Source organism: Parabacteroides caecihominis (assembly GCF_023656785.1).
Taxonomy (GTDB): domain Bacteria; phylum Bacteroidota; class Bacteroidia; order Bacteroidales; family Tannerellaceae; genus Parabacteroides; species Parabacteroides segnis.
Window position 1 is genome coordinate 198,480 of the sequence record NZ_JAMOKS010000002.1, and the last position, 17,380, is coordinate 215,859.

Consider the following 17,380-nt stretch of genomic DNA (forward strand, 5'->3'; position numbering starts at 1 on the left):
TAAATTTAAATGTTTAGAATGTAAGATTGATACCGAATATCACTGAACGCGGCAACGGATAACCACCCAAATGCAAATCATCCTCATTCAGGATCTCGGTCGGTTCCGGAGAAAACAAATCTTTTGCAGCAGTCAGATATCCCAAATTCTGCCCGGTTACAGTAAATGCAAGTCTTTCAATGTTCCATTTGGAGATCAACTTCTTAGGCATTGTATATGTAAAAGCAACTTCACGGAATGCCAGATAACTACCTTCATGCGTAAACATGGTAGAACGACGCTGATAATTACCTTTTCCCAATTGGTCTGCCCAAACATAGATCGGATATTTTGCATTCGGATTCTCCGGAGTCCAAGAATCTTTTGTCTTTTCCAACGTATTAAATGTGCCCTGCAAGTTACCCATTATCCAGGAAGATGAGAAGTCATGTAATTTATAATCCAATGCATAGTCCATACGAACATACAAAGAAAAATCTTTCCAAGTAAAGTCTGTATTAATACCTCCGGTCCAATGTGGAATGGTGTTTCCGACTTTCACCATATCATAGTCATCAATCACACCATCACCATTAACATCTTTAAACTTAGCATCTCCCGGTTGAATTGGTAATGCCAATGGTTTTCCGTTACTTCCAACTTTTTGCGATTCAGGAAGTGCTGCCCATGCATCAGGACCATACAATGTCAAACCACTGCTCTTGTAAGCGATATCTTTCAGATTTCCAGGTATTTCATCATAGCTTTTATATACACCTTCATATTGGAAAGCATACAAAGCACCGGGTTCCTGTCCTTCCTGATAGCCACCTACCCATATAAGTTCTTTTGTTTTAGGATCATACACCTGGAAAGCATTCTGCCTATTACGTTCAAGTCCGTTATCCGGTAATTTAAGAATTTTATTTTTGTTATAGGCAGCATTGACACCAATGTTCCATTTTATATCATTATTATTTATCACTTTGAATGATAATTCTATTTCAAGCCCACGGTTTTGTATTTCACCATTATTAGTTTTGAATGAATCAAAACCAGAAGAACCTGGAAGAGGAATATTTGCATATTTATCCTGTGTACGACGGTTATAGAATGTAAAGTTTGCATTGATTTTATTTTCTAGGAATCCAAAATCAAGACCAGCTTCCAATGTATGCGATTTTTCCCACCTCAAAGAAGGATTAGGCAAATTCCCGATCTGGAAACCAGATAAACCTCCGTATGACACGGTTGAATAATCACCTTGTAACTCATAAGCTCCAATCTTCGAAACATTACCGTTCAAACCATAACTGGCACGTAATTTGGCAAAAGATATTATAGTCTGAAGGTTTTCCATAAATTTCTCCCTACCAAAAATCCAACCGACAGACACTCCCGGGAAAGTTCCCCAGCGGTTATCCCCTAATAATACGGAATACCCATCATGCCGTAACGTTGCAGATAAAAGATATTTACCTAAATAGTCATAGTTCACACGCCCAAAATAAGAAAGTATGGCTTTCTTTTCATGCCAGGAATCAATACTTCGTTGATTAGCCCCGGAAGCAGTCAGACCCAGATCCTTCAAACCATCTGTCGGGGCCCCCGAGCCTTCCGCACTAAATCCTTTCTTGGCTTCATTATAATATTCGAAACCTACCAAAGCATTCAGACTATGTGTCTGTCCAATATTCAGATTATAATTAGCCACCGCATTGTAAGTTTGTTTAAACACGCGGTTAAAATATCCTGACGCCTTTCTCGTTTTATTGATATTCCCCGGAGATTGCAAAAAGTCTTGATCATACTTTTCTTTTAGTTTCTCATCATACATCCACATTGCTCCAACTTTTAGAGAAAGGTCTTTCAATATCTGGAAATTTAAAGTCTCACCGAAATTAAACTTATTTGCCGTATAATCCCGGCCAAACTTACTGGAATTTATGCCCTGATTACCATCTTTATAATCGCGTCCAAGAAGTAAATCTCCATTCGCATTGTATCCTCGTAATGTTGGAGGAGCACTCAACATACGAACAAAAAAGTTATGTTCAGTTTCATCATATTCCGTTAAGTCCTCTTTTCGTTCAAGGCCATTTGGTAAGCCATTCCATTTAGAGTCCGAAAATGAAACGCTGGTAGAAGATGTAAGCCAATCACGAATTTTATAATCAGCATTTAACGTTGCATTCACACGCTGATAAAAATTATCCAGTGGAATACCTTCCGTGCGATTATAACCGACACTTGCATAATAATTCCCTTTATCATTTCCTCCTGAAATATTTACATTATAATCTTGAGAAATAGCCGGATGATTCAAATTGTTTGCAGCCATATCCCAGTCTCTATAAATAAGTTCATCGCCATATACTGGATCAGTCATTGTTTTCCAGCCTTGTTTTAACAGAAAAGCAAGATCATCCGAATATTTCATTGTACTCCATACTGCGCTTGAGTTAGAATTTCCATCTGCCGGAATTGTCTTGGCAGCATCAGCCCAATAGACATTACCGGTTCCGTAAGGTTGATTACCGGTCAGGGTACTCATATCATTCCAACCGACCCATTTACCAGACACAGATTTAAACACCTGACCTGCATTCTGGTATGATTTTCTCATCCAATAAAGATAATCTCCTCCGTCCATGAAGTCATAAGGGTTTCTCATATAGTTCAAACCAACCTGAGCTTTTACATTAATAGATGTATGTCCGACTTTTCCTCGTTTTGTCGTTACAAGAATAACCCCATTATTAGCACGGGCCCCGTACAATGCTGTTGCTCCAGCGTCTTTTAAAACTTCCATTGATTCAATGTCAGCTGGATTGATATCGCTAAGATCATCACGCTGCTGTCCGTCAACAAGAATCAGAGGAGAACCCGTTCCATCAAGATTTGTTCCTCCGCGAAGTACAATCACAGGAGAAGCTGCCGGATTTCCGGTTGATTGTGTAACTTTCAACCCAGCTACAGATCCGGAAAGAGCTTGTGCTGGATTTGAAAAAAGACCAACAGCCAAATGATCTTCTTTTACTTTTGAAATTGAGTTTGTTAATTTTGAGCGGAGCTGAGTTCCTCCATAACCTGTAATCACAACTTCACTCAACATTTCTGAATCTTCTTCCAGTTTAATCTGTAAAACAGTCTGATTTTTAATTGTCAGTGTTTCCGACTTATACCCGACATAAGTAATTTGGATTTTTCCATTGGAAGCTACAGAAAGAGAGAACTTTCCATCAATGTCGGTAACAGTACCATTCGTTGTGCCCATTTCTACTATACTGGCACCAATAATCGGTTCGCCCGTCATATCAACAACTATACCTGTGATTGACCTTTTCTGGGCCATTGCTCCCACTGTACACAGTAAAAGCAAAAACAATAAACAGATTCTTTTCATAAAGTGCTACTTTTAAAAGGTAAAAAGTGTTTTTTAGGTTTGAACAAAGTTCTATGAGAACTCTGCTAATACCTAAATTCATACTTTAACGGCATATACAAGGCTAAATTTGTCTGAAATGAAGAAAATCAAACATCTACTTTCTACCAGTGACCCATAAAGGAAAGAAAGACTAACAAGATACAATTTTCATTTATTAAAACACAATACAAAACTAATATTTTACAATTAAAAGAATCATTACATCAATTATTGACACAAAACCATCTTTGTAATGAAAATATTTTAATAATTATGGTTGTATTATGAAAAATAATAATATATTTGCAGGGAGAATCTTATTAAATAGTAACAGAGTTCTCATAGGACTATGGTTATATTCTAGGCAAATTACACAGGTATTAATATTCAATGCTTTAATGACAAAAATAAAAATAATAAAACCCGATAAAAATTTAAGTATCTCCAAAAGTATTCTATTCAATTCATTCTCACATCTAATGAAAACACAGAGTAGTTAAGTAAAAAAGAGATGATTATTAATGGCTTATCTCAAAAAATCATATTAGATTCTTCTTTCTATAAATTAAAACATAAAGACAGTTTCGACCATAACTATAAAAAAAGGCTGCTATAAAAGCCCTTTCATAGCATATCAAATTTTCTATATGCTACTCAGACTTTTATAACAGCCGTAATCAAAAAGAGTCTACCTCCTTATTTTGTTTATTTCACCTCCCAAACTTCACCCTTCATTAAGAAGTCTTTCAGTTTACGGGTAGGATTCTTTGCCTGTACCTCTTCAATCTGTTGATGAACGGCTTCATCGTATACCGGAGCATCCACATCGCGGATAACACCCAGGGCAATAGGCATATCATCTTTCATCATAGCCAGCATCATGTGAAGTGTCGTATCTTTTTCATGGGCATCATGAACCAGCACATCATCCATTGTGTAGCCATCTTCACCGATCGTAACGGCTTTCAGTTTAAGGCCATCCAACACAAGACCTTTGTTACCTTCTTTTCCGAAGATCATCTTTTCGCCGTGGCGAAGGAAGATGGTACGGTCTGCACGATATTCCTTATCAACGATACTCTTATGAATGCCGTCATTGAAAATTACACAGTTTACCAGCACTTCCGTGACAGAAGCACCTTTATGACGTGCAGAAGCAGTTAATACTTCAGTTGTATTCTTCAGGTCCACATCGATCACCCGGGCAAAGAAGTTTCCACGTGCCCCCAAAGCCAGTTCAGCCGGGATAAACGGATCTTCCACTGTTCCGTAAGGAGAACTCTTGGAAACGAAGCCACGTTCGGAAGTCGGGGAGTATTGTCCTTTGGTCAGACCATAAATTTTATTGTTGAAAAGAACTATGTTCAGGTCGACATTACGACGTACGGCGTGGATAAAATGGTTACCACCGATAGCCAGACAGTCGCCGTCACCAGTGATCAGCCAGACACTCAGGTCGGGACGGGCAGTCTTCACACCTGTTGCTATTGCAGCACCACGTCCGTGGATGGTATGGAAACCGTATGTATTCATATAATAAGGTAAGCGGGAAGAACACCCGATACCCGAGATAACGGCCATATTATGAGGAGCCACTCCTACTTCCGCCATCGCTTTATGTAAGCAGTTCAATACGGCATGGTCTCCACAACCCGGACACCAACGTACATACTGGTCGCTTTTATAATCTTTCGGTTCGAATTTTATATCTGTCATTTTTTAAGCCTCCAATATTTTAGTGAATTCCTCAACTAATCTCGCAACAACGAAAGGCTGTCCTTTCACCCGGTTGAATCTGTACGGATTGAATCCGGGAACTTTACCACGCAGGTAGTTGGCAAACTGTCCGTTATTCTGTTCGGCAACAACCACTTTCTTATATTTGGAAAGTACCTCTGCCGTATTTTTCGGAAGCGGACTGATAAATTTGAAGTGGGCCAAAGCTACTTTCTTGCCTTGTTCATGCATTGTTTCCATTGCTTCATACAGATGACCGTATGTACCGCCCCAGCCTACCAGCAGCAGGTCGGCATCGGGATCTCCGAGCACTTCCAGTTCCGGGATAAAATCTGCAATTTTGTCGATTTTTGCCTGACGGGTGGTTACCATCTTCTGATGGTTGATAGGATCGGTCGAGATAGCACTTGTATCGTAATCTTTCTCCAGACCTCCCAAACGGTGTGCAAATCCTTCCATACCCGGGATAGCCCAGTAACGAACCTGTGTATCTTTATCACGACGATATGCCTTCCAGGGCTTTTCTCCCTGATAGTTGGACACGTAGTTCGGTTTGATTTCCGGATAGTTGTCCAGGTCAGGTAATTTCCAAGCAGACGAACCGTTTGCAATGAAAGCATCCGTCATCAGGATAACCGGAGTCATATGTTCTACAGCCAGCTTACCAGCCCAGTAAGCAGCATCGAAACAGTCTGTCGGAGTAGAAGCGGCAATCACTACTAACGGACTTTCACCGTTACGTCCGTAAAGCGCCTGCATCAAGTCGGTCTGCTCACTCTTTGTCGGCATACCTGTTGATGGACCTCCACGCTGTACGTCGATGATAACCAGCGGCAATTCTGCTATTACAGCCAGACCGATCGCTTCACTCTTCAACGCCAAACCCGGACCGGAAGTCGATGTAGCAGCCAGACAACCGGCAAAACTACCACCGATAGCCGTACAAATACCGGCAATTTCATCTTCGGCCTGAACGGTAATTACGCCCAAATCTTTCCGTTTAGATAATTCATGCAAAATATCAGTCGCCGGAGTAATAGGATAACTACCCAAGAAAAGTTGCAGGCCGGCTTTTTCGGCAGCAGCAATCAGACCGTAGGAAGTAGCCTTATTCCCATTCACATCCGTATAGAATCCCGGTTCAGCTTTCTTACTTTCAATACGATAAGTAGAAACTGACGCATGGATATTGTGACCATAGTTATAACCGTCTGTCAACGCCTTGATATTAGCCTGTGCGATCACCGGCTTCTTGGCGAATTTATTCTGGAGCATGTTCATGGCTTCTTCCAGAGGACGGTCAAACAACCAGCAAACAAGGCCCAGGGCAAACATATTCTTTGAACGGAGCGCAGACTTGTTATCCAGGCCAAACTCTGCCAAACCGTCTTTCACCATCGTAGAGATCGGGGCAGCGACAACCTGCACACTGTTCAGCCCCAGTTCTTTGAACGGATCGTCCGTTGTGTACAAAGCCTTATCCAGATCACTCTTCTTGAATGAATCGGTATCGATAATAACAATTGCATTTGGCTTGATATTCTTCACATTCACTTTCAGAGCGGCGGGATTCATAGCGACTAAAACGTCCGCCTTATCACCAGGAGTAAAAATTTTACGTGACCCCAGATGCACCTGGAATCCTGATACACCACTCAGTGTTCCCTGAGGAGCACGTACTTCCGCCGGATAGTCGGGAAATGTAGAAATCTCATTTCCAAAAATAGCCGACAGATTAGAAAAGATCGTTCCGGTTAACTGCATACCGTCTCCGGAGTCACCCGAAAAACGGATCACAACCTTCTCCAACGTTGTTACTTTTGTTTGTTCTGCCATAATTATTTATATTAGCTTAATCGCTTGTTTGTAGTTAGATTTCCGCAAAGTAAAGAATAAACTTGGCTAGTTCAAAACTTTTGAGGCTTAAAAAGCAGAAAGATATAGATCCAGGTTATTTGATGATAAATTAAAATGATTAGACACGTAATTGTTTACAGGTTTCCCACAATACATGTAAACACCTGAACGAAAGCCATCATCCGACTTTATCATATTCTGGACTGTCCCGGCATCTCCCAAAGCAAGAAAGATGGGTACAAATATATTACTGAAAGCCATCGAAGTGGTACGTGCCACCCGATTACTTATATTAGGTATACAATAATGTAATACACCGTATTGCTCAAAAACGGTCGGATCGGATTTAGCCAGGCAGCAGGTTGTCTCGAAACAACCACCCTGACTGATACGCAAATCAATCACCAGAGAACCCCGTTTCATAGTCCTGACCAGTTCTTCCGCAATCACATAACGGTAACGTGTATTGATATACCGCATAGCTCCAATCACTACATCCGCCGTACGGAAAGCATTATGCAACACATTCGGATGAAAAGTCGAAGTAAACAAACCTTGCCCCAATACTTGCTGAATCGTGCGCAGCTTGTTGATATCATCATCGAAAACCTTAACGGATGCACCTAGCGCCAAAGCAGCACGGGCAGCCACGGTTCCTGCATTTCCGGCACCGACGATCACAATCTCAGTCGGCGACACTCCAGGGATTCCTCCCAGCAAAATACCTTTTCCTCCCTGGGTATTACTCAGCAATTCGGAAGCAATGGTAATAGAAGCTGTCCCTTCTATCTCTGAAATAACATTCAGGATAGGACACCTTTTCTGATCGTCCGACATCAGTTCATAAGCGATTGCCGTAATGCGTTTGGCCATCATCAGTTCAAAAGCGTCCTGAGCAAACAGATTGAGTTGCACCATGGAAAAGACAGTAGAACGAGGTTTCATCAACAGGATTTCCTGGGGTAAAGGAGGAAGTATCTTCAGAATGATATCAGCCTGGAAAACTTCGGCCGGAGTAGCAACAATCTCGGCACCAGCCTCGGAATAGTGATTATCGGAGTAATTGATCCCCAACCCGGCACCCGACTCTACCAATACGCGATGTCCGCGATCGGTCAGCATGTCAACAGCTTCAGGAGTAAGCGCAAGCCGCTTTTCCCCCTCTTTCCGTTCACAAGGGATACCAATCAGTAAACGATTACCTACCTTATTCAATTCCTTCAACAGTTCCTGGGTAATATATGAACCTTGAAGCTGTTTGTCTCCTGTTGCTTCCATAATACGATTCCACGGCCGGCAATTCCTAACTGCCTTACATTATATATTATACTATTTTTTCCAATGCTTCCGAAATCTCATGCACATCCGTTTCCGTCAACATCACTTCGGCATCAAACACGATTGAAGCTTTCATATAATGGGGAGTTCTTTTCTCCAGGCTTTCGGCAATAAATGCAACCAACTCATCACCGGAGCGTCCTTTCAGTACGGGGCGAGTCGATTTACAGATTTCAAGACGTTTAGCCAACTCTTCCACCGACACCTTCAGATAAACGGTTAAGCCTGTTTCGTTCATAAACTCCATATTGTCAAAAAAGCAGGGAGCACCGCCACCAGTGGAGATCAGTACATCTTCAAACATGGCCACTTCGTGAAGCATCCGCCGTTCAATATCGCGAAAAGCCTCCTCCCCTTTTTCAGCAAATATCTGCCCGACCGTTCTATGGTAGCGGGCTTCTATGTAACAGTCCAGGTCAATAAAAGAAAGCCCCATTCGTTTGGCCAGGTCTTTGCCGACCGTCGTCTTTCCGGCTCCCATATAACCTATCAAAAAAATACGCTTCATCTCGTATATGATTGTTTACCGCAAATGTAAAGTTTTTTTTCTTCATTACTTTTCTTTCAATAGAAAAGTAACAAAATATTACCTTTGCAAATCATATCCGAAGAATACAGAAGATGGCGAAGAACAAATATTATGTCGTGTGGAAAGGACTTAACCCAGGTGTTTACGACAACTGGGCAGAGTGTAAAATGCAGGTGGAAGGACAAGAAGGAGCGAAATACAAATCGTTCGAAACCCGCGAAGAGGCCGTTGAAGCCTTTGAGAAAGGATATACGCATTACCTGAAAACTGCTTCGTCAGCCAAAGCTGCCGCCAATCTGGCACCGAAAGTACCTGTCGGAAAACCGATCAACGAAAGCCTGGCAGTAGACGCCGCCTGTAGCGGTAATCCGGGGGATATGGAATACCGGGGTGTTTACACAGCCACCGGACAAGAGATTTTCCATATCGGGCCTTTGAAAAAAGGGACAAACAACGTCGGCGAGTTTCTGGCACTCGTTCATGGCCTGGCACTGTTAAAGCAGAAAGGAAGCAACCTGCCTATTTATTCGGATAGCCGTAACGCTATCAGCTGGGTCAAAAAGAAGAAATGCAAGACTCTGCTGGAACGTGAACCTGTCAATGAACAGATCTTCGATCTGATCGAACGTGCCGAGAAATGGCTGAACACAAACACCTATTCTACAACGATCCTGAAATGGGAGACTTCGGTATGGGGGGAAATTCCGGCTGATTTCGGACGGAAATAACAGAAAAATCCTCCTTCAAGATCGTTTTCAGAAACAGCGGATATAGGCCAACGAAAAACTATCGTAAAGATAATCTTGTATACCGTGTTTATAACCGAAAGAGATAATGTTCTTTTTTATCTCATAATTGAGTTTTGAGCGGACAATCATCGGTTTGTCCCCGTCTCCTCTGTACCCCTTTATGCCTGTATAGTCACAATTCAATGTAAAACCACGATAAGTAGCCTGTGCCCCTATCGCATATGTCAAAGCATCATTCTGCCGATGTATCAGATCGTTCGTCATCCAACAGTAAAAACCGGCCATTCCCTGTAAACGGACAGACGCATTTTTTTCCGGATTCTGCCACAACGTCCGTCCGATATTACAATCGAACCAATAAGCTGCCGCATCTGTATAACGGGCATCACACAAACGTCCCCCACTGGCTGTTCTCAGAGTTGCATTTACCACGATATCCACCCATTTCTCACTTTTCAGCACCTGATAATGGCAACTCAATATAAAATCCCCATGACAAGGGATCGGAGATTTCACTTCAACAGCATTACGCTCGTCACGCACTTCCGGTGATGTTTCGTACCATTCCTGAATCACCCCGTAAAGTGATACACCGGCACGTCCCTTAGCTATAGGGATATACAAACGGGCAAAAACATCTTTCGTCTTATCCCCCGTCATTTTATGATATTCACCTCTTAATTCGACCTCCCAGCGCGGAGATAACTTCCCGCCCATCAATTCCGGAAAAGGGAAGGCATTCGCTCCAAAATAACGGGGAGAATACTTTAACAAGGGTATTTTATCCCTCCAATCTGCATTGGCAGGAAAGATTGTAAAAAAGCTACAGCAAAAAACAAGGAAGGAAAAAAGTATGTTTGTTTTCATTCTATATGTTGTGGATTTAATTTACAGCCGATCGTCCACCCATTCCGGATTCAGACAACCTTTTACATCATATACTACGTGATTTTCACTGACAAGCGACGGGATGTCTAGTTCCAGAAATTCTTTATGAGCCACAGCCAGTACAATCACATCATACTTCCTGCCTTTGGATAAAGAGCCGGTCAACTCTATTCCGTATTCATCCCGGACTTCTTCCGCACGAGCCCAAGGATCATACACGGAGACATTGATGCCGTAATCTTTCAATACACGGACAACATCCCCTACTTTTGTATTCCTCACATCCGGACAATTTTCCTTGAATGTAAAACCCAACACCAGCACTTCCGCATTCTTAACCGGTACATCCTTTTTAATCATACATTTTACCACACGGTTAGCTATGTATTCGCCCATCGTATCATTGATACGACGCCCATACAGGATCAGACCGGGATGATATCCGTAATCCTGCGCTTTCCGGATCAGGTAATAAGGGTCGACACCAATGCAGTGACCTCCAACCAGCCCCGGTCTGAACGGCAGAAAGTTCCATTTCGTTCCGGCAGCAGCCAACACTTCGTTTGTATCTATATCCAACAGATGAAAAATTTTAGATAACTCGTTTACAAAAGCAATATTAATATCCCGCTGCGTATTTTCAATCACTTTAGATGCTTCCGCCACGCGGATACTGGATACCGGAAATGTTCCGGCAGTAATTACAGAACGGTATAGTGCATCTACCTTCTCCGCCGCATCCGGTGTGGAGCCGGAGGTTACTTTCATAATTTTCTCTACCGTATGTTCCTTATCCCCCGGATTGATACGCTCAGGAGAATAGCCGGCAAAAAAGTCTTCATTATATACCAATCCTGAAGTCTTTGCAAGAATCGGAACACATTCCTCTTCTGTAATACCCGGACAAACAGTTGATTCATAGATAACAATATCACCTTTTGATAATACACGCCCAACTGTTTCACTGGCCTTATATAAAGGTGTCAAATCCGGACTATGATGACTATCTACAGGAGTAGGCACAGCTACTATAAAATAATTACATGACTGAAGATCAGAAGGAGCAGATGTAAAATAGAGTCCTGTTTCATCAAATTCCGGCAAGTGAGACAATAAAACAGATTTCAGTTTTCTGTCAGAGACTTCCATCGTTATATCCTGCCCTTTCTTTAAGGCCTCAACCCGGTCCTGCTTAATGTCGAAACCAACAACCGGATATCTGGTTGCGAACAAATGCGCTAACGGTAACCCGACATATCCCAGGCCAATAATTGCAACCTTTATATTTTCCATTTATTTTATTCTTCTTTTCCGTTCTGAAATGATAGGCAAAGATACAACTTATTTCTGTATATTTATTTATACACCAACACTGTAAACGTCTGTCAATATCCGTACAAATTAGTTTAAACATCAATACAAGTAATTTAATATCATATCTTTGCATCAGATATTTACGTAGAGCATCTGTTTACCTATAGAGTTGATTAAAGAAATAGAAGATGAATTGCAGAGCAGATATTGATCTTATTTTACCTTGCTATAACCCACCTTCCGGCTGGGAGCAAAAGGTTATCAGGAAATTCAAAGAGATACAATCCTTGTTTAATCCTGTAAATTTTCACTTGCTTATTGTCAGTGACGGTTCTAAACGCGGATACGAACCGGAAGTAGTTGCCGCATTAAAAAACGGAATCCCCGGAGTCCAAGTAATTGACTATCGTCCCAACAGAGGAAAAGGATATGCTCTGCGTGAAGCCGTGCGGCAATGTCAATCGGAATATATCATATATACCGACTATGACTTCCCCTACACAGATAGTTCTTTCAGACAGGTAATCAACACATTACTCAACGGAGCAGATATCGTTGTTGCCATAAGGGACAGGAATTACCAAAAAAATTTACCGCCTTTCCGGAGATTTCTTTCCGAATCGTCCCATTTATGCAACGCTGTTTTCCTTCGTTTAAAAATACGTGATACTCAAGGCGGACTCAAAGGATTCAACCGCTCAGGCAAAACGATTTTTTTATCAACAAAAGTTAATAGCTTCTTGTTTGATACTGAGTTCATATACAAGGCTCAACGGAAAAAAATGAACATACAAGCCGTACAGTCACGTATCAGGGATGGCCTGACAGTCTCCGACATGGGATTCAAAGTGCTAAAACGTGAAATGGTAAACTTTTTTTCAATTTTACTCAGCAATGATCTTACTCAGTTTTGATATTGAAGAATTCGATGTTCCCCTGGAACATGGGATAGAAGTGCCATTTGAACAACAAATGGCTGTGTCCATCGAAGGGACCAAAAAGATATTGGCTTGCCTTAAAAGACACCAGGTACATGCCACTTTCTTCTGCACGGCCAATTTCGCTGCTCACGCTCCCGAAATCATCGAGAACATCCTACAAGACGGTCATGAGATCGCCTCACACGGATACTATCATTCTTCATTTGAGATGGAAGATTTGAAACGCTCCCGCGAATTTCTCGAGCAACAAACCGGGCAATCCGTAAAAGGATTCCGTATGGCACGTATGATGCCGATCGATGAAAAAGAAATAAAAAAAGCAGGATATACATATAATTCTTCATTAAACCCGACATGTATTCCGGGAAGATACAACCACCTGGATAAACCCCGCACGTGGTTTTACAAAGATGATGTCCTACAACTTCCTGCATCTGTTTCTCCTGTTTTCCGTTTTCCTCTATTCTGGCTGGCCTACCATAACCTCCCGGCTAAAGTCTATCGGTGGTTATTTCAGAGAACGTTGAAACACGATGGCTACATTGTTACTTATTTTCACCCCTGGGAATTTACCAATCTGAAAAAATGGAATTTACCATTTATCATAACCAATCATTCGGGAGAAGGTATGATAAAACGATTGGACGATTTGATATCCTTCTCTATAAAAAAGGACTATACTTTTATGACCTTTTCTTCATTTCAACAAAACATAATACAAAATGGGAATAGTAAGTAGCAGACCTCAAATAAACAGTAAACTCAAATTTGTAACCTCCTTTCTACATAATCCTAAATTTAAAGAAAACAAAACTATTCTTGCAATATGGCTGGTTACAGCAGCAATTACAGTCATAGCCAAGTTGATTATCGGAAAGTTCAACAATTACAAGATATTTGAAGGTGTTTACAATCACGCGATACACGGACTCACATTATACGGTCCTTATCCTGAAGAATATGGCGACGTCAATCTTTACGGAATCATATTCAGTTTTATCATTTCACCTTTTGCCATTCTCCCCCAGTGGTTGGGAATGGTATTATGGGTAATGGCCAATACAGCCCTGCTATTTTACGCCATACAGCAACTACCCCTGTCAAAAAATCAAAAAGCGATAATATGCTGGACTGCTTATATCGAATTGATAACAGCCCAGTTAGTCCAGCAATTCAATATATCTGTCGCTGCCTTTATCCTGTTGGCCTTTGCTTTTATCGAAAAGAAAAAAGACTTTTGGGCAGCATTTGTCATATTGCTCGGTACATTTGTAAAAATATATTCAATTGTCGGACTGGCTTTCTTCTTTTTCTCAAAACACAAGATAAAATTCTTACTATCTTGTTTATTCTGGACGATCCTTTTATTCATATTCCCGATTCCTTTCTTTGGATTGGAATATACGATGAGCCAGTATCAGGATTGGTTTATAGCCATCACTGAGAAAAACTCACATAATATGTTCGCCATTTCACAGAATGTATCTTTACTGGGATTAGTCAGAAGAGTATCCGGAAATCCTGATTACAGCGACTTATGGCTGATAGTTCCCGGACTCATTCTATTTTTTATTCCATATCTGCGTATCAGGCAATACAAAAGTCTCTCTTTCCGCTTCCTGCTACTAGCCAATGTACTGCTTTTCACAGTCTTGTTCAGCTCCGGAAGCGAGGCTAGTTCTTATGTAACGGCCATGCTCGGAGTAGGTATCTGGTATGTCAACTCACCTGCTTCAAATAAAAAACTGAACTATTGGTTGCTTATACTAACCATTATCGTCGTCGCTATTTCTACAACGGAATTAACACCTCCCTTTTTCCGAAGGGCTATAGTTCATCCATATGTAGTAAAGTCATGGTTCTGTATTCTAGTCTGGTTAAAGATTTGTTATGAAATGATTTTTCTTACATTCGATCAGAAATCACTCAACCATGATTAGATCAAATTATTTAGTTTTAGTTATCTTTGGACGCAATAACAAGTTATAGTAGTAAATTGTGGAGTTAGTAAAAGTAATCATACCCATCTATAAAAATACGTTCACTGCGACGGAAAAACGTTCGTTGATGCAGGCATACGATATTTTAAAGGCTTATCCGCTGGTTGTAATAAAGCCCGAGTCTTTGGACCTTTCAGAACTACAGGCTGAATTTCCCAGATTGACATTTACGTCATTCGATGATGCTTATTTTAAAGGGATCGGTGGTTACAACCGGTTAATGCTTGCTTCCGTTTTTTACGAACGGTTCCTTGACAGCACTTATATACTGATCTACCAACTGGATGCCTTTGTTTTCCGGGATGAGTTAAAGGAATGGTGCAGCAAAGGCTATGATTACATCGGCGCTCCCTGGCTGCAAAAACCGGTATATCGCTTTCCCATTATCTCCACCATTATGCATCTGGCACATATGTATCACCGGCAAAAAGGAGAGCCATCCAAACAAGACCTCTACAACAAAATCGGGAACGGAGGATTATCATTACGCAAAACCGACAGCCACTACCGGGTAACCCGCGAACAGGCAGACCATATCAATTTCTACCTGGCGCAAGACCGGCATCACCTCTATAATGAAGACGTGTTCTGGGCAACAGAAGCAACGGGGTTCATTTATCCGGAAGCTATGGAAGCAATCCGATTCGCCTTCGATAAATATCCGGCTTACTGTTATAAGCTGACCGGCGGACAGTTACCTTTCGGATGCCATTCATGGTATAAACGGAAAATGAAAAAGTTCTGGCAACCGATTATTCATTTTTAGATATCCCAAGCCGATAAGAGTCTTTTCAAACTCTCCGTATCCAATTTTTTTCTACCGTTTGAATAATGCAAAACGAACCACAAGGCATATATGCTTTAAAAATCGCTCAATTTTTCTACCGAAGCGACGTTTTCGCCAACTGCCATACACCTGATGGCAGGCAAAAGCCTCAGGATATCTGATTGTCTTGCAGGGAGAAACGTAGCAACTTGGATAGATAATTATATCATCTCCCAAACGCTGCTCGACATCTTCCCGCTTATATCCTTTTTTCTCAGCAATCATCGTCATAATCTTGGGTGAGATCAACATATCGAAAGATCCGTCAGGCAATAGAAAATGACGTTGGTTGTAATATTCAAAAACCTCCTTACAATAAGCATTTCCCTGTTCTCCAATCAGGAAAGCAGCCTGTAAAAAAAGCGTTCCCCACAGCTCATTAAACGTTGCAAAACCATGCTGAGGTATAAAAGAGTCGAAGCGTTTCTCTACAAGCATATCGCTATCCATGTATATTCCTCCCTCTTTATAAATCGCATAAAAACGTACAGCATCTGCCGCAAAAGCCCATTTCTTAGCATGCAATGCCTCCGCTATAAAATCGCAGCCAATAGCCATCGCATCAGCATACGTCCAGCGCCTTACCGTATAATCCGGCAATATTCGTTTCCAACTTGCTAAACAGATTTTTATTTCAACAGGAAAAGGATCATCACTAAACCAGCACAAATGAATTACTTTCGGAATCATACATATATAGTTTATAATATGAAAAGAATGCCTATCTCTTCTCTCTTTTACCCCACAAAGGTAGAGAATGGATTCTTAGTTGCAAAATATTCAGTAAGAATATGCACGCCTTCCAACCTACCATACAAAAGAAAATCATTATCTTTGTCCGGATATTATGTGCAGACAGAATTCATCTCATTCCAATAATAAATATAATAAACCTATCAAAACAGATCAATCATGTTCGCTTTATCTTCTTTTTACAAATATCGGATTTTACCTCATGGCCTCCGCAGAAAATTATTCAGAAAAGTCATCCTGTCTTATTTCGATTCTCTTCCGCAAAATTCATTATCCAATGAGCAGAAAGAAGCAATCGGATACTTAAGATCACATCCTATAACAACATTTCTTTCATCATTTACGGAACAGTACAAAGCGAAAGACATTCAGGTTTTCACAGATGACGACTCTCAGCTAAAATACGTCCTGCATGAAGAGAAAAGACTTTATTTCAAACGTAAATGGTCCGTAAAGCGGATACAGCGTGCCTACAACGCCCTGCAAGCAGAACAAGACATAGCTTCTCCTCACCGTTATACCGATGGAAATTTCAATGTTAAAGACAATGATATTCTATCAGATATCGGAGCTGCGGAAGGGAACTTTTCGCTCAGTGTAATAGATAAAGTACAACATGTTTATCTTTTTGAAACAGATAACGACTGGATAGAGGCTCTGGAAAAAACATTTGAACCCTGGAAAGAGAAAGTATCCATTATTCACAAATTTGTCGGAAATAAAGATACCGATACCTGCATAACTCTCGATTCGTTTTTCTCTGACGACTCCTCTGTGAATTTTATAAAAGCCGATGTTGAAGGAGCAGAACGAGATCTATTGTACGGAGCAAAACGTCTGATAAATGAAAATAAATCCATGCAAATTGCGTTATGTACTTATCACCGGCATGATGATGAAGTTGTATTAACGGACATATTGCAGGGTAACGGATTCAAAACAAGTTTTTCAAAAGGCTACATGATCTACACACATAATCATGACATGCAGCCCCCTTATTTACGCAGAGGATTAATCAGAGCATCTAAATAAATTATTACTC

At 41.1% G+C, this 17,380-nt stretch carries 14 protein-coding genes; 6 read left to right on the forward strand and 8 right to left on the reverse strand.

All coding sequences use genetic code 11. The features are described 5' to 3' along the window. Positions 1 to 13: 13 nt before the first annotated feature. The 5 genes from NBH14_RS01910 to NBH14_RS01930 form a co-directional block, all read right to left on the reverse strand. Positions 14 to 3,385, reverse strand: a complete 3,372-nt coding sequence (locus tag NBH14_RS01910) for a SusC/RagA family TonB-linked outer membrane protein (protein ID WP_186958073.1) — start codon at positions 3,383 to 3,385, stop codon at positions 14 to 16. A 726-nt stretch (positions 3,386 to 4,111) separates the two neighbouring features. Further along, the gene (locus NBH14_RS01915) at positions 4,112 to 5,122 is read right to left on the reverse strand and encodes a 2-oxoacid:ferredoxin oxidoreductase subunit beta (protein WP_186958072.1); all 1,011 of its coding nucleotides are present in this window, start codon (positions 5,120 to 5,122) and stop codon (positions 4,112 to 4,114) included. Between the two features lie 3 nt (positions 5,123 to 5,125). Beyond that, on the reverse strand, positions 5,126 to 6,979 hold the full coding sequence (locus NBH14_RS01920; RefSeq protein ID WP_122326754.1) for a 2-oxoacid:acceptor oxidoreductase subunit alpha: 1,854 nt from the start codon (positions 6,977 to 6,979) through the stop codon (positions 5,126 to 5,128). Between the two features lie 87 nt (positions 6,980 to 7,066). Then, positions 7,067 to 8,278, reverse strand: coding sequence for an alanine dehydrogenase (locus tag NBH14_RS01925; protein ID WP_046145730.1), 1,212 nt, complete (start codon positions 8,276 to 8,278; stop codon positions 7,067 to 7,069). A gap of 46 nt (positions 8,279 to 8,324) precedes the next feature. Next, positions 8,325 to 8,846, reverse strand: a complete 522-nt coding sequence (locus NBH14_RS01930; protein ID WP_186958071.1) for a shikimate kinase — start codon at positions 8,844 to 8,846, stop codon at positions 8,325 to 8,327. A 113-nt stretch (positions 8,847 to 8,959) separates the two neighbouring features. On the opposite strand from NBH14_RS01930, the gene NBH14_RS01935 reads away from it, so the two are divergent. Beyond that, a complete protein-coding gene (locus NBH14_RS01935) occupies positions 8,960 to 9,595 on the forward strand; it encodes a ribonuclease H1 domain-containing protein (RefSeq protein WP_186958070.1) in 636 nt (211 codons plus the stop codon). A 27-nt stretch (positions 9,596 to 9,622) separates the two neighbouring features. On the opposite strand, the gene NBH14_RS01940 is transcribed toward NBH14_RS01935, so the two are convergent. Both NBH14_RS01940 and NBH14_RS01945 read right to left on the reverse strand, forming a co-directional pair. Further along, on the reverse strand, positions 9,623 to 10,483 hold the full coding sequence (locus tag NBH14_RS01940) for a hypothetical protein (RefSeq protein ID WP_186958069.1): 861 nt from the start codon (positions 10,481 to 10,483) through the stop codon (positions 9,623 to 9,625). A gap of 21 nt (positions 10,484 to 10,504) precedes the next feature. Then, the gene (locus tag NBH14_RS01945; RefSeq protein ID WP_186958068.1) at positions 10,505 to 11,797 is read right to left on the reverse strand and encodes a nucleotide sugar dehydrogenase; all 1,293 of its coding nucleotides are present in this window, start codon (positions 11,795 to 11,797) and stop codon (positions 10,505 to 10,507) included. A 209-nt stretch (positions 11,798 to 12,006) separates the two neighbouring features. Here NBH14_RS01945 and NBH14_RS01950 point away from each other — a divergent pair, with 209 nt between their 5' ends. Genes NBH14_RS01950 through NBH14_RS01965 form a run of 4 tightly spaced genes read left to right on the forward strand, consistent with a single transcriptional unit; the run spans position 12,007 to position 15,525 of the window. Beyond that, positions 12,007 to 12,732 (forward strand): glycosyltransferase, encoded by a 726-nt coding sequence (locus tag NBH14_RS01950; protein ID WP_186958067.1) that lies wholly within the window; start codon positions 12,007 to 12,009, stop codon positions 12,730 to 12,732. Then, the gene (locus NBH14_RS01955; RefSeq protein ID WP_186958066.1) at positions 12,713 to 13,498 is read left to right on the forward strand and encodes a polysaccharide deacetylase family protein; all 786 of its coding nucleotides are present in this window, start codon (positions 12,713 to 12,715) and stop codon (positions 13,496 to 13,498) included. Before NBH14_RS01950 ends, NBH14_RS01955 begins: the two co-directional genes overlap by 20 nt. Beyond that, the gene (locus NBH14_RS01960) at positions 13,482 to 14,699 is read left to right on the forward strand and encodes a glycosyltransferase family 87 protein (RefSeq protein WP_222622069.1); all 1,218 of its coding nucleotides are present in this window, start codon (positions 13,482 to 13,484) and stop codon (positions 14,697 to 14,699) included. Before NBH14_RS01955 ends, NBH14_RS01960 begins: the two co-directional genes overlap by 17 nt. A 58-nt stretch (positions 14,700 to 14,757) precedes the next feature. Next, positions 14,758 to 15,525 (forward strand): DUF5672 family protein, encoded by a 768-nt coding sequence (locus tag NBH14_RS01965; protein ID WP_186958065.1) that lies wholly within the window; start codon positions 14,758 to 14,760, stop codon positions 15,523 to 15,525. 51 nt (positions 15,526 to 15,576) lie between these two features. Here NBH14_RS01965 and NBH14_RS01970 read toward each other — a convergent pair whose 3' ends face one another. Further along, positions 15,577 to 16,275 (reverse strand): glycosyltransferase family 32 protein, encoded by a 699-nt coding sequence (locus NBH14_RS01970; protein ID WP_186958064.1) that lies wholly within the window; start codon positions 16,273 to 16,275, stop codon positions 15,577 to 15,579. Positions 16,276 to 16,497: 222 nt separating this feature from the next. On the opposite strand from NBH14_RS01970, the gene NBH14_RS01975 reads away from it, so the two are divergent. Beyond that, entirely contained in the window at positions 16,498 to 17,370 is an 873-nt protein-coding gene (locus NBH14_RS01975) for an FkbM family methyltransferase (protein ID WP_186958063.1), read from the forward strand. The last annotated feature ends 10 nt before the right edge of the window (positions 17,371 to 17,380 follow it).